The 16,714-nt window shown below is 44.2% G+C and carries 18 protein-coding genes; 6 read left to right on the top strand and 12 right to left on the bottom strand.

Going from position 1 to position 16,714, the window contains the following annotated elements; genetic code table 11:
* Window positions 1-204 precede the first annotated feature (204 nt).
* The 3 genes from CAG69_RS16665 to CAG69_RS16655 are packed head-to-tail and all read left to right on the top strand — an operon-like array spanning window position 205 to window position 2,566.
* A complete protein-coding gene (locus CAG69_RS16665; protein WP_005397224.1) occupies window positions 205-585 on the top strand; it encodes a RidA family protein in 381 nt (126 codons plus the stop codon).
* Window positions 586-600: 15 nt separating this feature from the next.
* Complete coding sequence (locus CAG69_RS16660; protein WP_161445238.1) at window positions 601-1,878, top strand: L-cysteine desulfidase family protein; 1,278 nt, start codon at window positions 601-603, stop codon at window positions 1,876-1,878.
* Window positions 1,879-1,906: 28 nt separating this feature from the next.
* Complete coding sequence (locus CAG69_RS16655) at window positions 1,907-2,566, top strand: helix-turn-helix transcriptional regulator (protein ID WP_005397228.1); 660 nt, start codon at window positions 1,907-1,909, stop codon at window positions 2,564-2,566.
* An 18-nt stretch (window positions 2,567-2,584) separates the two neighbouring features.
* On the opposite strand, the gene CAG69_RS16650 is transcribed toward CAG69_RS16655, so the two are convergent.
* Together CAG69_RS16650 and CAG69_RS16645 are read right to left on the bottom strand one after the other, a co-directional pair.
* Window positions 2,585-2,833, bottom strand: a complete 249-nt coding sequence (locus CAG69_RS16650; RefSeq protein ID WP_025574470.1) for a YkgJ family cysteine cluster protein — start codon at window positions 2,831-2,833, stop codon at window positions 2,585-2,587.
* Window positions 2,834-2,960: 127 nt separating this feature from the next.
* Window positions 2,961-3,209: a GlsB/YeaQ/YmgE family stress response membrane protein gene (locus CAG69_RS16645; RefSeq protein WP_005397239.1), complete on the bottom strand. Its 249-nt coding sequence runs from the start codon at window positions 3,207-3,209 to the stop codon at window positions 2,961-2,963.
* Between the two features lie 188 nt (window positions 3,210-3,397).
* Between CAG69_RS16645 and CAG69_RS16640 the strand changes: the two genes are divergently transcribed.
* The gene (locus CAG69_RS16640; protein ID WP_065645037.1) at window positions 3,398-3,838 is read left to right on the top strand and encodes a YcgN family cysteine cluster protein; all 441 of its coding nucleotides are present in this window, start codon (window positions 3,398-3,400) and stop codon (window positions 3,836-3,838) included.
* A gap of 271 nt (window positions 3,839-4,109) precedes the next feature.
* Window positions 4,110-5,708, top strand: coding sequence for a mechanosensitive ion channel family protein (locus CAG69_RS16635; protein WP_005397241.1), 1,599 nt, complete (start codon window positions 4,110-4,112; stop codon window positions 5,706-5,708).
* 68 nt (window positions 5,709-5,776) lie between these two features.
* Here the strand turns inward: CAG69_RS16635 and CAG69_RS16630 are convergent, their stop codons facing one another.
* From CAG69_RS16630 to gap, 10 genes are all read right to left on the bottom strand, one after another.
* Window positions 5,777-6,061 carry a putative quinol monooxygenase gene (locus CAG69_RS16630; protein WP_048625833.1) on the bottom strand — a complete coding sequence of 95 codons (285 nt, stop codon included), beginning with the start codon at window positions 6,059-6,061 and terminating at the stop codon, window positions 5,777-5,779.
* Between the two features lie 17 nt (window positions 6,062-6,078).
* Window positions 6,079-6,474, bottom strand: a complete 396-nt coding sequence (locus tag CAG69_RS16625) for a VOC family protein (protein WP_005397245.1) — start codon at window positions 6,472-6,474, stop codon at window positions 6,079-6,081.
* A 151-nt stretch (window positions 6,475-6,625) separates the two neighbouring features.
* Window positions 6,626-6,925, bottom strand: coding sequence for a ribbon-helix-helix domain-containing protein (locus CAG69_RS16620; protein WP_031780613.1), 300 nt, complete (start codon window positions 6,923-6,925; stop codon window positions 6,626-6,628).
* Window positions 6,926-7,061: 136 nt separating this feature from the next.
* Entirely contained in the window at window positions 7,062-8,639 is a 1,578-nt protein-coding gene (locus tag CAG69_RS16615; RefSeq protein WP_161445237.1) for an alkaline phosphatase, read from the bottom strand.
* A gap of 397 nt (window positions 8,640-9,036) precedes the next feature.
* A complete protein-coding gene (locus CAG69_RS16610; protein ID WP_047010122.1) occupies window positions 9,037-9,396 on the bottom strand; it encodes a hypothetical protein in 360 nt (119 codons plus the stop codon).
* Between the two features lie 251 nt (window positions 9,397-9,647).
* Complete coding sequence (locus CAG69_RS16605) at window positions 9,648-10,595, bottom strand: ChaN family lipoprotein (RefSeq protein ID WP_065645041.1); 948 nt, start codon at window positions 10,593-10,595, stop codon at window positions 9,648-9,650.
* A 97-nt stretch (window positions 10,596-10,692) separates the two neighbouring features.
* Window positions 10,693-11,520, bottom strand: coding sequence for a 23S rRNA (guanine(745)-N(1))-methyltransferase (gene rlmA, locus CAG69_RS16600; protein ID WP_161445235.1), 828 nt, complete (start codon window positions 11,518-11,520; stop codon window positions 10,693-10,695).
* Between the two features lie 96 nt (window positions 11,521-11,616).
* A complete protein-coding gene (locus CAG69_RS16595; protein ID WP_046874510.1) occupies window positions 11,617-13,653 on the bottom strand; it encodes a methyl-accepting chemotaxis protein in 2,037 nt (678 codons plus the stop codon).
* Window positions 13,654-13,852: 199 nt separating this feature from the next.
* Complete coding sequence (locus tag CAG69_RS16590) at window positions 13,853-14,737, bottom strand: D-hexose-6-phosphate mutarotase (RefSeq protein WP_161445234.1); 885 nt, start codon at window positions 14,735-14,737, stop codon at window positions 13,853-13,855.
* Between the two features lie 158 nt (window positions 14,738-14,895).
* Entirely contained in the window at window positions 14,896-15,891 is a 996-nt protein-coding gene (gene gap, locus CAG69_RS16585) for a type I glyceraldehyde-3-phosphate dehydrogenase (protein ID WP_012841556.1), read from the bottom strand.
* Window positions 15,892-16,228: 337 nt separating this feature from the next.
* Between gap and msrB the strand changes: the two genes are divergently transcribed.
* Window positions 16,229-16,639 carry a peptide-methionine (R)-S-oxide reductase MsrB gene (gene msrB, locus CAG69_RS16580; protein WP_161445232.1) on the top strand — a complete coding sequence of 137 codons (411 nt, stop codon included), beginning with the start codon at window positions 16,229-16,231 and terminating at the stop codon, window positions 16,637-16,639.
* Window positions 16,640-16,714 lie beyond the last annotated feature (75 nt).

Here is a 16,714-nt window from a genome sequence, read left to right as displayed (position 1 = left end):
AAAATGTATATCACCAATTTTTTTGTGGAAAATTCAGATAAATTTGAGATATTGGCGAAGAAGTTCAAATAAATTGGAGTTTTTAACGAATTTTGTGATCTGATCTAGTTGTTTGATTCATATTTAATTGAAAAAATAACGCTAATACGGAAGTTGAGTTAGAAACTTCTTAATAAAAAATAAAATTTATGTGAGGATTTAAAAATGAAAAAATTGATTTCATCTGAACACGCGCCTGCTGCTATTGGACCTTATTCACATGGCACTAGTTATGGCGATTTGATTTTTACTTCTGGCCAATTACCCGTTGATAAGGCAACAGGAAAAGTAGTTGAAGGCGGCATCAGTGCACAAAGTCATCAATCTCTTACTAACTTGAAGCACGTTTTAGAGGCTGGTGGTGGCAGTATCGATACTGTTTTAAAAACAACGTGTTACCTATCGAATATTAATGACTTTGCCGAGTTTAACAAGGTCTATGCAGAGTTTTTCCAACAAGATTGTCCAGCACGCAGTTGCTTCGCAGTGAAAGATTTACCTCTTGGCGTGTTAATTGAAGTCGAAGCGATTGCTCATAAAAAGTAATACGGAGAACAGAGCATGAACCAGCAATGGACACAATATATCCAAATCATTAAGCAAGTCGTGAAACCTGCATTAGGATGTACAGAACCCATTGCTGCTGCGTACGCGGCAGCAGTTGCTAGAAAAGAGTTAGGCACATCCGATATTGATGCGATAGAGGTGCGTGTTTCAGACAACCTATTTAAAAACTCGATGGGTGTTTTCGTACCCGGAACGGGCAAGATAGGCCTCAAAATCGCCGCCTCAGTTGGTGCATTAGCCGGTGACCCAACAGCAGAACTGGAAGTGTTGGCTCGGATTAATGAGCAGGATGTCGCTGCTGCGCAACAATTGATAGATGAAGAGCGAGTAACCGTAGCGCGTATGGATACGCAAGAATTCATTTATTGCAACGTAACGCTCATCTCTGGTGACGATGTTGTTTCGGTCACGATCAGTGGCGGTCACACCAACATTCTTCAAATCATGCGTAATGGCGACGTGATTTTTGATGCCCCATCACAGCAACGCGTTGCGACCGCTTCTGTTTGTGAAGGTGTGGATATTTCGATCAAACAAATCTATGAGTTTGCCACTCAAGCGCCTTTTGAAGAGATCAAATTCATTCTCCAAGCTGCAGAGCTCAATACCTTGCTGGCTCAAGAGGGTATCGACCGAGGTTACGGCCTAGAAATTGGACGCACGCTAAAAGGCAACATCGAGCAAGGCTTGTTGGGTAATGACTTAATGAGTCGTATACAGATGATGACATCCGCGGCGTCTGATGCTCGTATGGGAGGGGCGACGTTGCCAGCCATGAGCAATTTCGGCAGTGGGAACCAAGGTATTGCCGCTACAATGCCAGTTGTAGTTGCCGCAGAAGCATTTCAAAACGACGAAGAACAGCTGGCTCGCGCGTTGATCATGAGTCATTTAGGGGCTATTTACATCAAATCTTATTACCCACCGTTATCCGCATTTTGTGGCAACACTGTTACCAGTGCGGCAGCTTCTATGGCGCTGGTGTATTTAGCTGGTGGTACATTCGAGCAATCATGCTACGCCATTCAAAACGTCATCAGCGACAGTTCAGGTATGGTGTGCGATGGTGCGAAATCCTCTTGTGCGATGAAAGTGTGTACTTCGTCGACAACGGCGGTGCGCTCATATTTGATGGCGATGGGTAACCACAGTGTTAAGAATCAAGGTATAGTAGGCGAAGAAGTTGAGCAAACGATAAGAAATGTTGGCTCAATGGTTCGTTTCGGTATGCCGTATACTGACAAATCTATTATCGATATTATGTCGGCCTAACCTCCAGTTTTTGCTAAGGGAAGTAACATTGCTACTAAAGAAACTCACCAAGAGTGATCTCGATATTTTGAACTCTATGAAAAACGTCGTGGATGGCATTGCACGTATGTATGGTGAACACACTGAAGTGGTTCTCCACAGCTTAGATGCCGAAGCGCCGGAAATCATCAAAATCGCAAACGGGCACGTGACGGAACGCAGTGAAGGTGCCCCAATTACCAACTTAGCGAGAATGAAGTTAAGAGAGGGCAAGGACGTTTCTGATTCGTACCTGACGAAAACGTCGAACGGAAAGACCTTGCACTCCATTACGACAATTGTCAGAAATCCAAAAAACAAACCGATTGGTTTGCTGTGTATCAACGTGGATATGGATGCACCGATGCAGGCATTTTTAAAGGCAATGCTGCCTCAGCAACACACCGAGTGTTGTGTTGGTGGTGCTCGCTCACCAGAAACGTTTGCGCGTAATATCGATGAAACCATCATCAGCACGATAGAAACCGTACAAACAGAAGTGTGGGAAAATGAAGCCATTGCGCCTTCTAAACGTAACCGTGAACTGGTGACGCGACTGCACGGCTTAGGCATTTTTAAATACAAAGATGCTGTTTTAATGGTTGCAAACCATCTTGGCATCTCGCGCGATACCATCTACTTGTACTTACGAGAGCTTGGTAACGACTAAACGGGGGCTCTGAATAGATTAAGTAAGTTGCTCTAGCTCAGTGATGTTGTCGAGCGCTTCTTGGTTGGTTTTGCCACACACAACCGGACACGGTTTAAAATCGTGACAAACGTTGGGGCGCTCAGGCTTACCAAACAGCTTACACAAATTATCATCGTTGAGTTGTACGCAACGAACACCTGCTGGTTTGCCCTTGGGCATTCCAGGTATCGGTGAAGAGATACTTGGCGCAATACAGCAAGCTCCGCATCCTAGTCGACAATCCATAATGTAAACCTCTTAAAAATTGAGGGGGCAATTATGGTCATTTTGACGTGGATTGGAAGAGTCGCCTAACAAAAAATAAAAAGGAGCACTCAATAGAGTGCTCCTTTTGGCTTTTAAACCGTTGTGATCATCTCAAGAAGCGGTTGTAAACAAACAGCAGAATAAATGCGCCTAGCGTTGCGGTGATGATGCTACCGATATTTACGCCAGTTGCCCCGCCGAAACCCAGAATACCGCCAAGAAAGCCGCCGACAAAGGCACCGGCAATACCGAGTAGCATTGTTGCAATCCAGCCACCCCCATCTTTTCCTGGCATGAGCCATTTTGCGAGTGCACCGGCGATTAAGCCCAAAATAATCCAAGAAATAATACCCATGAAAACTCCTTAATGCCTTCTTGATCAATTGAGTAATAGAAACTCGTTTAAGGATAGAACAGTAAAGCGAAAGTAGTTGAATATCTCTACTGTTATGTGTGAATGATTCGAGATCTTCTCAAAACTTGAACTTTTGCGTCGAGAGGGGTATAAATCGCCCCCTAAATTCCCTTGGTGAGACCTGAAGTATGAGCACTCCATTTTGGCAAAGTAAATCGTTAGAACAGATGACAGAAGAGGAATGGGAATCTCTCTGTGATGGTTGTGGTAAATGTTGCCTGCATAAGCTAATGGACGAAGATACCGACGAAATCTATTACACCAATGTGGCCTGTAGCTGGCTAAATAGCAAAACGTGCTCTTGTAAGGATTACCCAAATCGTTTTACTTCGGGTGAAGAGTGCACCAAGCTGACGCGCGAAGACATCGACGATTTTACTTGGCTGCCGCATACGTGCGCTTACCGCCTGTTGGCTGAAAAGCAGCCTTTACCAGAATGGCATCCGTTGATTACGGGCTCGAAATCTGCGATGCACGCGGCGGGCGAAAGTGTCCGCAATAAAGTGGTATACGAGATTGATGTGGTGGATTGGGAAGACCACATTCTGAATCACCCCAATCGCCAGTAGTTAAATGTACACAAGCCTTTCATCTAATAATGAAAGGCTTGTTTGTTATTGGGTTTCTCAACTTTGACGCCCAACTAACGAAATGCTGCTCAGTTTATTATTTAGTGTTGTAAACTTAGGTATATAATTTCAAGGCTTTACACTTCTATTCTTGGTCGTTTTGATCAGAACTGTTCCCTAAGAGGTAAACATGACGTTTCATTTCCCCCAGAAAATACGCCTGACATCTTGGGTGGCATTATTCGCGCTCATCCTCGGTATGATGGCGCCGATGGTCATCAATGCGAAAGATATTCAGGATACGCCAGAACCCTCTGCTGCCGAAACTTCTATTGATAACTTGAATCGAGAAATTGTGGATTTATCCCAAGGTCTCTCGCAAGCGAGTGGTGATGAGCGCGACGCGCTTCAACTGCAGCTGTTCCAAAAAAATGAAGAGTTAAGAAGTCAGTTAGCATCGGCGATTGAACGTGAAACTATCCCTCGTGACAAATTGATCTCCTTGGTTAAAAAGCAGGAAAAATACTCTGAGGACGCCACAAACTATCTGTCGGAAAAAATAAAGAAAGTCGTTGAAGATTTAAATAAAGCCAAGGATGAAGAGAAACTTGCTCTTGTTAATGATTACCGAGAGTTACAGCATTACCTCGATGTCAGCTTCGATTCAAGCTGGCAAAACCTTGCTTGGCTGAAAGAGTTAGGGGCTCAAAATGAGCGCGCAGAAGCGGAACTAAAGGATAAAGTTGATAAACGCATGCGTTTGCTGTCTGCCTCAATTGAGTACTTGAGTCAGCAAAGTGAGATCATCGGCTCTCAACTTTCGTCAAGCCCTGAATCGGAAAAAGCGTCACTGCAGTTAAGTCAGCTTATTACTAAGCAAAGACTGAATATTGCGACGGAAAGCCTACGCAATTTAATTTCGATTGGCGATAAAGTCGGTTTAGAAACGTCCGAATACAAACGCCAAATTTTCGAAGTGACAGGGAATATCACCCACGATTTACTGAATACTAAAGTAGTGTGGTCAATACTGAGCCATTGGTCCAACTCGGCACTAGACTGGTTTGCCGAAAATGCGCCGCAGCACATTTTCCAGTTGTTTGTATTTGCGTTGATTTTATTGATCGCTCGTGGGCTCGCGAAGTTAACGCGCAAAGTGGTCAGCAAGGCGGTTTCATCGAAAAACTTAAAACTCTCACACTTGATGCAGGATTTCTTTATCTCAATGTCCGGCAAGTTCGTGTGGGTGATTGGTATCATGGTGGGCCTATCTCAGCTCGGATTGAACCTAGCACCGATCCTAACCGGTTTTGGTATTGCCGGTGTGATTATCGGCTTCGCCTTACAAGACACCTTGTCCAATTTCGCGGCGGGTATGATGTTGCTTATTTATCGCCCATTTGATGTTGGTGACTTTGTGTATGCTGGTGGTGTGGATGGTAAGGTAAGCCATATGAGTTTGGTGAACACCACAATCCGTACGTTTGATAACCAAATTATTATTGTACCTAACAGTAAAATTTGGGGAGATGTGATTAAGAACGTCACACACGAGCGCATTCGCCGTGTGGATATGGTGTTTGGCATTGGCTATGCGGATGACTTGCTGAAAGCCGAGTCAGTGCTGTCTGATATCATTACTTCTCACCCTGCAGTACTTCGTACACCCGAGCCGATGATCAAAGTGCATACGTTAAACACATCATCTGTAGACTTTATTGTTCGTCCTTGGGTAAAAACTGATGATTATTGGGACGTGTATTGGGATGTGACAAAAGAAGTGAAACTGCGCTTTGACCGAGAAGGCATTTCGATTCCTTTCCCACAACAAGATGTGCATTTGCACATGGTAGAGAAACAAGACGCGTAATCACAGCCACAACAGTACGAAAAGGCACTCTAGAAAGAGTGCCTTTTTATTTGCATTAAGCGGTGTTTTTACAGTTCGTTAAAGAACACCAATTTCGGTTCGCATTCTAACAAGTTGTCGATTTGGCTAATCAAAAGAGCAAAGTGTTCTGTTTTACCATGAAGATCGAACGCTTGTTGGTCTTTAAATTGCTCTTGAAAAACGAAGTGGCACGCATTGTCTTTGTCTTGGAATAATTGATAACGAACACAACCTTCTTCATTGCGAGTGGGTTCAAGTGCTCGGGTGAGCACTGCTTTTAGTTCCTGTTCTTTTCCCGGTTGTGCGTGAAAGGTAGCAGTCAAGTGAATCATGATGTTTACTCTTTTTGTTATAGGTAACGCCCTTGGCGTTGTAAGAACTCAATTTTGTAACCATCAGGATCAGTCACAAAAAAGAACGTTGCCAAATGTTTTTGTTGGTGATCAAAGGCTTTGATGTCACCCGCTTCAATACCGAGAGATTTAATGCGTTTGTGAGTTTGTTCGATGTCCTCTACGCTGACAGCAAGGTGACCGTAGCCTGAGCCGTGAGTGTAAGGCTCAGTTTGATCGTGATTGTGTGTTAGCTCTAGTTCAAAGCCAGTTTCTTCGTTGGCTAGATAGGTCAGAGAAAAACCATCAAAGATGTATTGGTCTTTGATTTCTAGCTCAAGTACGTCGCGGTAAAATTGTAGAGAACGGTCCAGATCGCTGACTCGGATCATGGTGTGAATCATTTTTGTCATGGGTACTCCTTGATAGTCCGCATAGGTTAGCGAGTTCAAAAGGAGTCTGGGTAGTACTCTAGTACGACAAATTAGAACATGCTCAATGGCTTACAACTCTGTTGCATAGCCTATGAGGGTTATTGGTAGGTTGGTCAGTGGTTGGTTGTTATTAAGTGTTTAGTTGTGTCAGTGCTTGACGAATCGTCTCTTTAGGCTGGCGAGCGTAAGTGAGACAGGCGCAGCGTAGTAGGGAGGCAAAGTTGTTTACTTCACCATTGTATTCGAGCGCTTCTTGATAGACCGTACTAATAAACTTAGGAACAGTCATGTTTTGAGCGTTAGCAATTTCCTCAAGAATCGTCCAAAAGCTCGCTTCAAGTTTTACACTTGTGGCGTGACCATCAATACGGATAGAGCGGGTGATGAACTGATAGTTGTCTTGGGGTTGCTTAGCAAAGATTTCGCACATTTTCTTTATTCATATAATTAAAGACCCATAATTATTGTGGTGTACGATTTAAAACGTCAACTGTTTTCATGCATAAAAAAACGCTCCCTTGCGAGAGCGTTGAAACATCACGAGTTGTGAAGTAAGTGCAAGTTGATTATTTAATTTGTTGCTTCAAGTACTCGCCTAGTTGCGAGTGGTGCATGATTTTTGATACCGGAAGGATAGTTTCTGCCGGCCCCCAAGCAAATACGTTGACTGGGGTATGCGTATGAGTACCCGTTCCCCATACTGTGTTTTGCTTTGTTGCATGCTCACGAGCTAGCAAGTTGCCACGGTCGTTGTAAGGAAAGAACGCATCAAAGTCATTGATTGTAGGAACGTTCTCTTCGCTTAAGTATTTGTGTCCAGCGAGTCGGTATGGATTTGGTTTACTTGCTAATACGCGTTCTGCTTGCTCAGGCGTAATCGAAAAAGCGCTATTTGCATTCACAATTTCTGCAAACTTCTCTGGTGTTTGAGCTTTCTTATCAAGCGCTTGGAATTCGCTGATCATACCGTAGTAGCTTTTCTTCTGGTTGTATAAACCATCAAGGATTTCGAACTGACCAAAGTTGAAGTTTGGCGCGTAATCTTGATTTTTGAATGCTTCGCCGTCGCGTTTTTGCGGTTTAGGCAAGTTTGCTGATGAGTAACTAAAGCCGAAAGAACCGGTCTCGTGGTCAGCGGTAACAATGATCAGTGTGTCATCACGGCCTTTTGCCCACTCATAAACCGAGTCTACCGCTTCGTCGAACTTGATCATTTCATGCAGCATCGTACCCGCATCGTTACTGTGGCCAGCCCAGTCAATTTGACCGCCTTCAACCATTAAGAAAAAGCCGTCTTTGTCTTTTGAAAGGATGTCGATTGCTTTGGTGGTCATTTCTTTCAGCGATGGCTGCGTACGTTTTGGATCGTTTTTGCTTTGACTGTAGGCAATACCATCGTTCATGCCCGAGTAAGCAAAAAGTCCAAGTAATTTGTCACCTGTAGCTTGTGTGAGCATATCGCGGCTGAAAGCCAGGTTGTAACCTTGGTCTTGCGCCTCAGTAAGCAAGTTGCGCTCATCTTTACGTTTCGACTTTAGGTAGACATTACCTTCAGTGAGCTTTTCAAGTTGCTCGTATGTCTCTCCCTTGTCGTTTGTCGACTTTGGAATCCAATGACGAAGTCCGCCAGACATCATCACGTCAACGCCAGTTTCTAGCATGTCCGCCGCAATACTGTTTTCTAGAGAACGGTGTGGTTGATGAGCGGCAAATGCGGCTGGCGTTGCATGAGTCATACGTGTATCAGAGACGAGACCTGTAGCCTTACCTTTGCTTTTGGCTTTTTCCAAAATGGTTTCAACGTGGTTGCCTTGGCTATCAATGCCAATGACTTCAGAAGCGGTAGGTATTCCTGTTGCTAGCATCGTTGCGGAGCACGCAGAGTCGACGACAATCGCGTCTTCTGGATTGGTCAGCGATGATCCAATCACACCTTCTTGAGCGAGTTTATACAAAGCGGTAGTTTCGCCTTTGTAAATCGAGTTAGGTGCGTGTTTGGCGTAAGTCTCTAGTAGACCAACTTGTTGAGGCCCCATGCCATCGCCGATCATCAAAATAACGTTTTTGATTTCGGCCGAGAGTGCATTAAAAGAGAGGGTTGATGCTGCCACTGCGGTAACGATTGGAGATACTAAGCGCTTCATTATATTTTCCTTGTTTATTGAAAGCGCTGGCATTAAAACAATGATTTATGACGATTTTGTGTCGGTAATAAAAGTTTAACTAAATTGTCGTCTTTGCTTGGGTTTGTAGAAAAAGTGAATCAGCCTCTAACGTTTGTGAATTTAGAAAGAAGAAAGCCCACAAACGTGGGCTTGGATTACGCTTAGGAGTTGAAAGCATGGACTAAAGTTAGCCATTCAGTGCCTTCACAAGAAACCTAGTTTAGGGAGCAATAAACGAGTATGCGTTCTAAGGTCATAAGAGCGGTCGAATTGAGGAGTATATAACCTACGTTTACGACATATCGTTCTTTGACGTATCAAATTATGGGCTGCAGTTAGTGATTTATTCAAATAGGATTTATTGTCGTAACGATTATTAGACCAACGCTAATATGATGCCACCGACAGTGAGGGCCGCAGAAAGGTATTGACCCGCAGAGTATGAGCCGTCTTCTTCTTCCTCGATTTTGTCAGGGTGATCCATGCCAAGTGCGCCATGTGTAAAGGACTCCACTTTTTCACCAACAGATTTATCTTCTGCTTCTACTCTCTTACTGTCGTGTTCGATTTGCTGCAGAGCGGCGAGGAGCGCTTTGCCCTCCGTAGACAGTGTCACCTTATTGTGTTCGACTTTTAGCGGCGAAGCGTTGCCTTCCTCTTGTGCAATACTTGTTTGCTTAGAGGCGACAGATTGTTTGGCATAGCTATTAACAGAAGTGCTTCCTACTGGATTCATCGAATACTCCTTGGAACATCGACACTCGTTCACTGAGTGCGGGTAAAAAGCAGTTATATTACTATCGGCGGCAAAATCTATTTCTGAAGCTATTTGGATAAAAACAGGTCTGCTTTTGCCGCTTCTGGTTTCTATTCGTGATCATTAGCAAAAAATAGACCAGCAGGAAGCAGACCGTTGTCACTCTATGAACTCGGAGCAGTGTGATGATGCAACGCAACGACAAGGTAGTAACTTAAATTGAAGACCAGCTACTTACATTGAAGATCGCTATTGCGCTTAGTGAGGTGTTGATATGCCGCCATGCGGTGAGCATCTTGTACATACCGTACTGGTGGTGCAAGAACCTCTAACTGATAGTCAGTATTATCGGCAAGCACATTATCTGTTGGGCTAATTACAACCACTCTTAAGCTCGGGTTGCGGCTTAAGATGGATGCAGCTGTACCTAGTCCTTGCTCGGTATGAAACTTGCCTGCAACATGAACAACCTGGGCACCTGGTGTGGCGGTTAGGTAGTTAACGATAGACTCTGCCATGGTTTCATCCCAAGTTACTTGAGCTGCAAACTGTTTCTCGGTTTGTTCTGGCTTTCCATGATGCATGGATGCCATAAACTTCTCTTTGTATGGACTACTGGCCGTGTTGATGGATTCTGCAATAAACGTTCGCTGCTCATCATCGAGCTTGTTAACGTAGTCTATCCCCTGACGACCAATACATCGGACAATGCCCTTTGGTGCATTCGCTGCAATCACCGGGAGATTTTTCTGCTTAGCAAACTCAACGAGAGGGCGATAGTCGCTCTCATAATTGGGCCAAGCATTGGCTTGTTTCATCAAGTACTGTTCACCGATTTCCCCACGCAGGTAAGCGTCAACAACAGGTTGTTTGTCGCGGGTAAATTGTTCCATTGATAACGCGAGTGGGCGGCCATAAGATGAAAGTTGTTTGAGCATATCGGTTTGAAAGCGATGAACGCCAGCATGTGTGTGCCATTCACCAATAAGAATGACATCTGCTTGTTGCAGCTCTTTTGGTAGTTCGCTTAGAGCGATGTGCTCGCCAGAAGGGGTGTAAAGTTGGTAGTCGTAAAAAGTAGTGACTTCCGCAGAGGTAGGGTGAGAGTTGGTTGATGGAACAGAAGAACAACCAGTAAGTAAGCCAGCAAAGAGCATGCTTAAAATAGAAAAGCGCATTGAAAAGCCTCCAAAAATGTCCGGATGATATTAATGGAGGCTGAGCAATGAATCAATATAAATGATAACTATTTGCGTTTGTTGTCTGCCACTATTATTACTGAGTGGACTTTTTGCGATATACGCGTAGCATAAAATCAGCCTCACATTGATAGAGTGTAGCGGACTTCAACTCTTCACGAAGTGCATCGGTTGCTTTCCATGCGAATGGCGTCATTTGCAATAAATCGAATGCGGCCCCATCCTTCAAATTCATAACATAGTTAAGATGTTGTTGATGCTCTAATTCATATCCTTCAATATGTTCTGGCTCTTCACTGTGAAGACGAACATCTTGATAAATGCGTTCACGTAGTTGGTATAAGTGACGGCTTGCAGGTGTCACCGTGATGACCACACCGTTCTCTTTTACAACGCGCTGAAGCTCTTCTGCCTTGCAAGGGGCATAAATGCGCAAAATGGCATCTAAGGATTCATTTGCGAAGGGAAGTCGGTGACTAGAAGCCACACTAAAGCTGCAGTGCGTGTAACGCTTCGCCGCGTAACGAATGGCAACTTTCGAAATGTCTAAGCCATAAATCGTGGCATGGTTTGCTTGTGTTTCTATCGTCTTTTGTACTTGATCCGTGTAGTAACCCTCGCCGCAACCAATATCTAATAACTGATGATCGGTTCCCTCAGTGTATTTCGCACACAGCTGCGCAACCTCTTGGCGCATTGGGTTGTAGTAATTCCCCTCAAGGAATCGACGACGAGCTTGCATCATCTCTTTATTGTCACCAGGATCTTTAGAACGTTTGTGGTGCGCTGGCATCAAGTTAACGTAGCCTTCTTTTGCTAAGTCAAACTGATGATTGTTTTCGCACTTAAACGTTTTTTCATTTAACGCTAGAGCTTGGTGGCATAAAGGGCATTGATAGTTCATGACGATCTCGAACAGGAAGTAGGGCGGCAAATTCTATCAAAAAGCGTGGTCTCAAGTGAAACAAAAAGAGCCGATGGAATCGGCTCATATTCAGTATTAGTGGAAGAAGTCGACTTGCTCTTTCAAGTTCCGAGCTTGTTGTTGCAGTTCAATGGCACTTTGCGAGGTTTTCGCGCTGGTGTCGCGGCTTTCTCGGTTTAGCTCACTGATAGAATGGGCATTTGCAGCAATTTCTTGGGATACTTGCGCTTGCTCTTCTGAGGTCGCAGCAATGGCGTCGGCTTGAGACGCTATCGACTGGACTTGTACTGCAATAGCTTCTAATGCTGTACCCGCGTCTTGTGCTTTGTCTAAGACCTGATTGGCACTGCGTTGGCTGTCAGTCATCATATTAACTGCATTATGAGTAGAGCCTTTTAGCTTCTCAATAATTTCAACTACATCCTGAACTGAGCTTTGTGTACGGTGCGCAAGTGTGCGCACTTCATCTGCTACAACTGCGAAGCCACGACCTTGCTCACCTGCTCGTGCGGCTTCAATGGCTGCATTCAACGCAAGTAGGTTGGTTTGCTCTGCAATCTCATCAATCATCTTCGTGACGGTTTGAATACTCTCACTATCGCGATTGACTTGCTCGATAGCCGCTGCTGATTGATCCAATTGATCGTTAAGTTGAGCAACATCGATACATACGCCTTCAACAATCGCGAGACCAGATTGACTATCGGTATTCGCTGAGCGTACGTTTTCCGCAATACTTTCGACTTGTTGGGCAACCGATTGAGCAGAAGAGGCCATCTCTTCGATTGCTGTTACCACTTGTTCTACTTCTTCTTGTTGGCGGTCAGCTTGGGTTAAATTGCTATGCGCATCATTGGCAACGCTGGTGGAGTTGCTCTCTACTAAGTCGCTTGTGGAACGGATCTTACCAACAAGTTCATTGAGTTGACTTGCCATACTTGCGACACCCGTATTCAGGTTCGTAATTTCATTTTTTGATGCCTTACGAGACGATGGGACGTTCAAGCTGACCTCGCCGCCCGCCAAGCGAGTCATATAGGAGTTTAGAACGGTCAGAGGTTTTAAGCTGCGATTCAAGAAAAGTGTCAGTACAACAAAAGTAATGATTGCCGCTACCGAAGAAATGATGGCGATAAGTTTAAGTAGTGTATCACTGCCTTTGGTCACTTCTTTGATAAACGTACCACCCAGTAGTTTCCAGTTCCAGCCTGGTACTTCGGTAAACACTAAGTACTTTTCGCCGACTGTTGAGCCGAATTGGTAAGGGTATAGAATTAATCCGCTCTTTTGTTCAAAAATTTTATGGAAAGGCTTATTACCCTCGTAGTCACGAACTTCTGTGATTGAAGGGTCGGTTGCACTTTTGGTCGGATGGAGTAGGTACTTACCAAGATTGTTGTCGTCGTTGTCGACAATGATGGTATAGCCAGTATCGCCCCATTTAATCTCCTCTAGCGCATCGAATAGCGTTTGTGTTGCTTGATCTACGGGTAAACCAATAAACGATAACCCTGCAACTTTTCCTGTTGCATCTTTAATTGGAGAGTAATAGGTAATGTAGCGTTCGCCGTACAACTTTATTTGAGCGTAATATGGCTGACCAGCTTTTAGTTGCTGATAACCTGGGTGGTCGAGACCTAGTGTGGTTCCCACTGCTCGTTGACCTTGAGGATCTTTTAGTGAGGTAGATACACGGATAAAGTCATCTCCCAAAGGCGCGAATAAAGTCGCGATAGCACCGGTATCACGTGTGAAGCTATCGACCAGCTTTGTGTCGTTAATTAAGCTTTCACTGTATTGAGTGATGTTTGGTATTTCGTGACCCATGAAGTCAACGGTATAGTTTTCGACATAAACACCGGCAAGGTAGCCATTACGAAAAGTGGACTCGAGCACTTTAGCGGTATGCAGATAAGCATCGAATTGGCCAGCAATGGTTTTTGCCATCGACTCTACTTTAGATTGGTGCTCTTTAAGGGTGCTTTCCAATAGAACATCGGAAGCGTTACGGTAAACAAGCGCAGCAATACTGCTGAAAGCAATGAATAGACACAAAGTGATAACCAGCTTTAACTGGAATCCGACACTTTGATTTCGGTATCTCTCTAACATAGATCAGTTCCTGATATTTTTATTATTTATGAGTTTTGTATCGGCATGCTATCGGTTTATATGATCGAATTTTTTGATATTTATTAATGAAAGAGTCAAAAGTGACTGATAACCAATAAGTTAGTTGAGAGAGGACCATCTAAGTGGGGCTTTTATTACAAAAAAGGCCGGGTATCCCCGACCTTTGAGCTGGTTACAACTACTGCACTGAAATTACAGTGACAAGTTCATGAGTCTCACCTGGCTGGAGCGTTTTACCTTGCTCGATACTTGGAGCGTGAACAGTAGACTCAACACACAGCATGGTTTGGTAACCATCGTCAGCCATATCTGCCATACCTTGTGCACCTTCTGCCCAAGGGTTCCAAAGTACCGCGGAGTTATGACCATGGTTTTCCACGCTTAATGTACGATTCATTTCCGGATCTTTTACCAAAATTTTCGCTTCTGGTTGCGTGTAAACGCGATCAATGGTGTCTGAGAGTTGCAGAACATCACCACCTTGGCATACCGCATCAGCTTTCAAGCTATCAATGTACTCGGCACCCATGCCTGTCGTTTGTGCTTGCTTAATGTCTCCAACGTTTAGGTAAGTATGTAACGCGCCAGAGAAGGTCCAAGCTTCGTCATCGATGTTCATGACTTTGAGTGTCACTTTTAGCTCATCGCCAACTTCAACCACCAAACGAGCGTCAAACATATGTGGCCAAATATCGTGGATTTCTTCTGTCGGGAACAGAGCAAGTTCAACAATCACGCCGTTATCGTTCTCGCGATGTTCAACCAGCTCCCATTCAGCAGTACGTGCGAAACCATGAGCCGGTGCTGCAATACGACCAAACCATGGCCAGCAAACGGGAATGCCGCCTCGCAGGGCTTTTTTCCCGTCGAAAATCGCCTTCTCGCTCATCCAAATCAAATCTTCATGACCAGCAGGAGTGAACGAAACAACGTGACCACCATGTAAGGAGATTCCTGCTGTCGCTTTCTCATGAATAACACGTACTACTTTGACCTGATCAATTTCAACGACAGTAACGTTATCAGATAACACGCTTAGAGCTGGGAGAGTTTTTAAATCCATGTGCTGTTTCCTATCATTGGGGAAAGTAGGGTTTCGACATCCGTCGCAAATACAATGCAACAGCGCCGAGGTATTCTCTCAAATTCCAGATACAAAAAAGGCGACTCTAGAGCCGCCTTTTCTTTAACGAAGTTATTCGCTAATTGCTAACTATCTAATTACTTAGAGATGTGAGCGATTAGGTCTAGAACTTTGTTTGAGTAACCGATTTCGTTGTCGTACCAAGATACAACTTTAACGAAGTTATCAGTTAGAGCGATACCAGCTTTAGCATCGAATACAGAAGTTTGAACTTCACCGATGAAGTCTTGAGATACTACTGCATCTTCAGTGTAACCTAGAACACCTTTTAGCTCGCCTTCAGAAGCTTCTTTCATTGCTGCACAGATAGCTTCGTAAGATGCGCCTTCTTTTAGGTTAACTGTTAGGTCAACTACAGAAACGTTAGCTGTTGGTACGCGGAAAGCCATACCAGTTAGTTTGCCGTTTAGTTCTGGAAGAACAACGCCTACAGCTTTAGCAGCACCAGTTGAAGATGGGATGATGTTTTGAGAAGCACCACGACCACCGCGCCAGTCTTTAGCAGAAGGACCGTCTACAGTTTTTTGAGTTGCTGTAGTAGCGTGAACTGTAGTCATAAGACCAGATTCGATACCGAACTTGTCGTTAAGAACTTTAGCGATAGGCGCTAGACAGTTAGTAGTACAAGAAGCGTTAGAAACGATGTCTTGACCAGCGTAAGTAGCGTGGTTAACGCCCATTACGAACATTGGAGTAGCGTCTTTTGAAGGACCAGTTAGAACAACTTTCTTCGCGCCAGCTTCGATGTGCTTACGTGCAGTCTCGTCAGTTAGGAAAAGACCAGTTGCTTCTGCAACAACGTCAACACCGATTTCGTCCCATTTAAGGTCCGCTGGGTTGCGCTCTGCAGTAACACGTACAGTTTTACCGTTAACGATTAGGTTACCGCCTTCAACTTCAACAGTACCGTTGAAACGGCCGTGAGTTGAGTCGTACTTAAGCATGTATGCCATGTAATCTACGTCGATAAGGTCGTTGATACCTACAACTTCGATGTCAGCACGCTCTTGCGCTGCACGGAATACGAAACGACCGATACGGCCAAAACCGTTAATACCTACTTTGATAGTCATTATAGTTGCTCCACAACTTAATTTCTGATTAAAGATAACTGGTAGTAAAATTACAGAATCCAGTAAACATCTGCAAGTGATAATCGGACTTAACTTGTTTAAAGTCAAAAAAAAGCGACGCTTTTTTTAACAATTCTTCGCAAATGTTCGTTTTTTAAACTTTTAACTGATTCTTCTGTAGTCCAGTTGGCGTAATATAACTGGTGAGATAAGTGCTCTTATCAAATTAATTACGCATGGTGTCCTGGTGAGAAAGTATGTGCTACAACTGTTAAGAGAAGCAAGTTTTTTGCTAAAAAAGTCAATACCAAAAACAGTAAAGAAGGAGCAGAAAGTCGTGGAACAACACGGGAAAAAAGTGGCGAAGTCAGATGAGCAGTGGCGTGAGCAACTTTCTGAAGAGGAGTTTCGTGTCTGCCGAGAGCAAGGTACAGAACCGCCATTCAGCGGTAAACTGCTGCATAATAAAGAGACGGGTGTTTATGCTTGTACCTGTTGCAATGCCTCTCTCTTCGTCTCGGATAACAAGTATGACTCTGGCTGTGGTTGGCCAAGTTTTGATGCGCCCATAAATGATCAAGCGGTGCGCTATTTAGAAGATCTGAGTCACGGAATGGTACGTACAGAGATTCGTTGCGCCGCATGTGATAGCCATCTAGGACACGTTTTTGAAGATGGCCCACAGACCACGGGTGAGCGTTTTTGTGTTAATTCAGTGTCGTTAATTTTCAACAAATCAGAACAATAACGACAAAATTGTGCTCGATAGTGTTTTATCCTTTCAATACGATTTGTTGTAAGTAGAAAACAGAGTGTAGTTTCA

This window comes from Vibrio sp. V43_P6S15P86, assembly GCF_009904725.1.
Lineage (GTDB): Bacteria > Pseudomonadota > Gammaproteobacteria > Enterobacterales > Vibrionaceae > Vibrio > Vibrio diabolicus.
Note: the sequence above shows the minus strand (reverse complement) of the source record. Positions and strands in the feature narration are given on the sequence as shown.

Bases quoted from the DNA above. Each gene is read 5' to 3' on its own strand.
- CAG69_RS16665 (WP_005397224.1), top strand. From the start codon at position 205: ATGAAAAAATTGATTTCATCTGAACACGCGCCTGCTGCTATTGGACCT.
- CAG69_RS16660 (WP_161445238.1), top strand. From the start codon at position 601: ATGAACCAGCAATGGACACAATATATCCAAATCATTAAGCAAGTCGTG.
- CAG69_RS16650 (WP_025574470.1), bottom strand. From the start codon at position 2,833: ATGGATTGTCGACTAGGATGCGGAGCTTGCTGTATTGCGCCAAGTATC.
- CAG69_RS16645 (WP_005397239.1), bottom strand. From the start codon at position 3,209: ATGGGTATTATTTCTTGGATTATTTTGGGCTTAATCGCCGGTGCACTC.
- CAG69_RS16640 (WP_065645037.1), top strand. From the start codon at position 3,398: ATGAGCACTCCATTTTGGCAAAGTAAATCGTTAGAACAGATGACAGAA.
- CAG69_RS16635 (WP_005397241.1), top strand. From the start codon at position 4,110: ATGGTCATCAATGCGAAAGATATTCAGGATACGCCAGAACCCTCTGCT.
- CAG69_RS16630 (WP_048625833.1), bottom strand. From the start codon at position 6,061: ATGATTCACTTGACTGCTACCTTTCACGCACAACCGGGAAAAGAACAG.
- CAG69_RS16625 (WP_005397245.1), bottom strand. From the start codon at position 6,474: ATGACAAAAATGATTCACACCATGATCCGAGTCAGCGATCTGGACCGT.
- CAG69_RS16620 (WP_031780613.1), bottom strand. From the start codon at position 6,925: ATGTGCGAAATCTTTGCTAAGCAACCCCAAGACAACTATCAGTTCATC.
- CAG69_RS16615 (WP_161445237.1), bottom strand. From the start codon at position 8,639: ATGAAGCGCTTAGTATCTCCAATCGTTACCGCAGTGGCAGCATCAACC.
- CAG69_RS16610 (WP_047010122.1), bottom strand. From the start codon at position 9,396: ATGAATCCAGTAGGAAGCACTTCTGTTAATAGCTATGCCAAACAATCT.
- CAG69_RS16605 (WP_065645041.1), bottom strand. From the start codon at position 10,595: ATGCGCTTTTCTATTTTAAGCATGCTCTTTGCTGGCTTACTTACTGGT.
- rlmA (WP_161445235.1), bottom strand. From the start codon at position 11,520: ATGAACTATCAATGCCCTTTATGCCACCAAGCTCTAGCGTTAAATGAA.
- CAG69_RS16595 (WP_046874510.1), bottom strand. From the start codon at position 13,653: ATGTTAGAGAGATACCGAAATCAAAGTGTCGGATTCCAGTTAAAGCTG.
- CAG69_RS16590 (WP_161445234.1), bottom strand. From the start codon at position 14,737: ATGGATTTAAAAACTCTCCCAGCTCTAAGCGTGTTATCTGATAACGTT.
- gap (WP_012841556.1), bottom strand. From the start codon at position 15,891: ATGACTATCAAAGTAGGTATTAACGGTTTTGGCCGTATCGGTCGTTTC.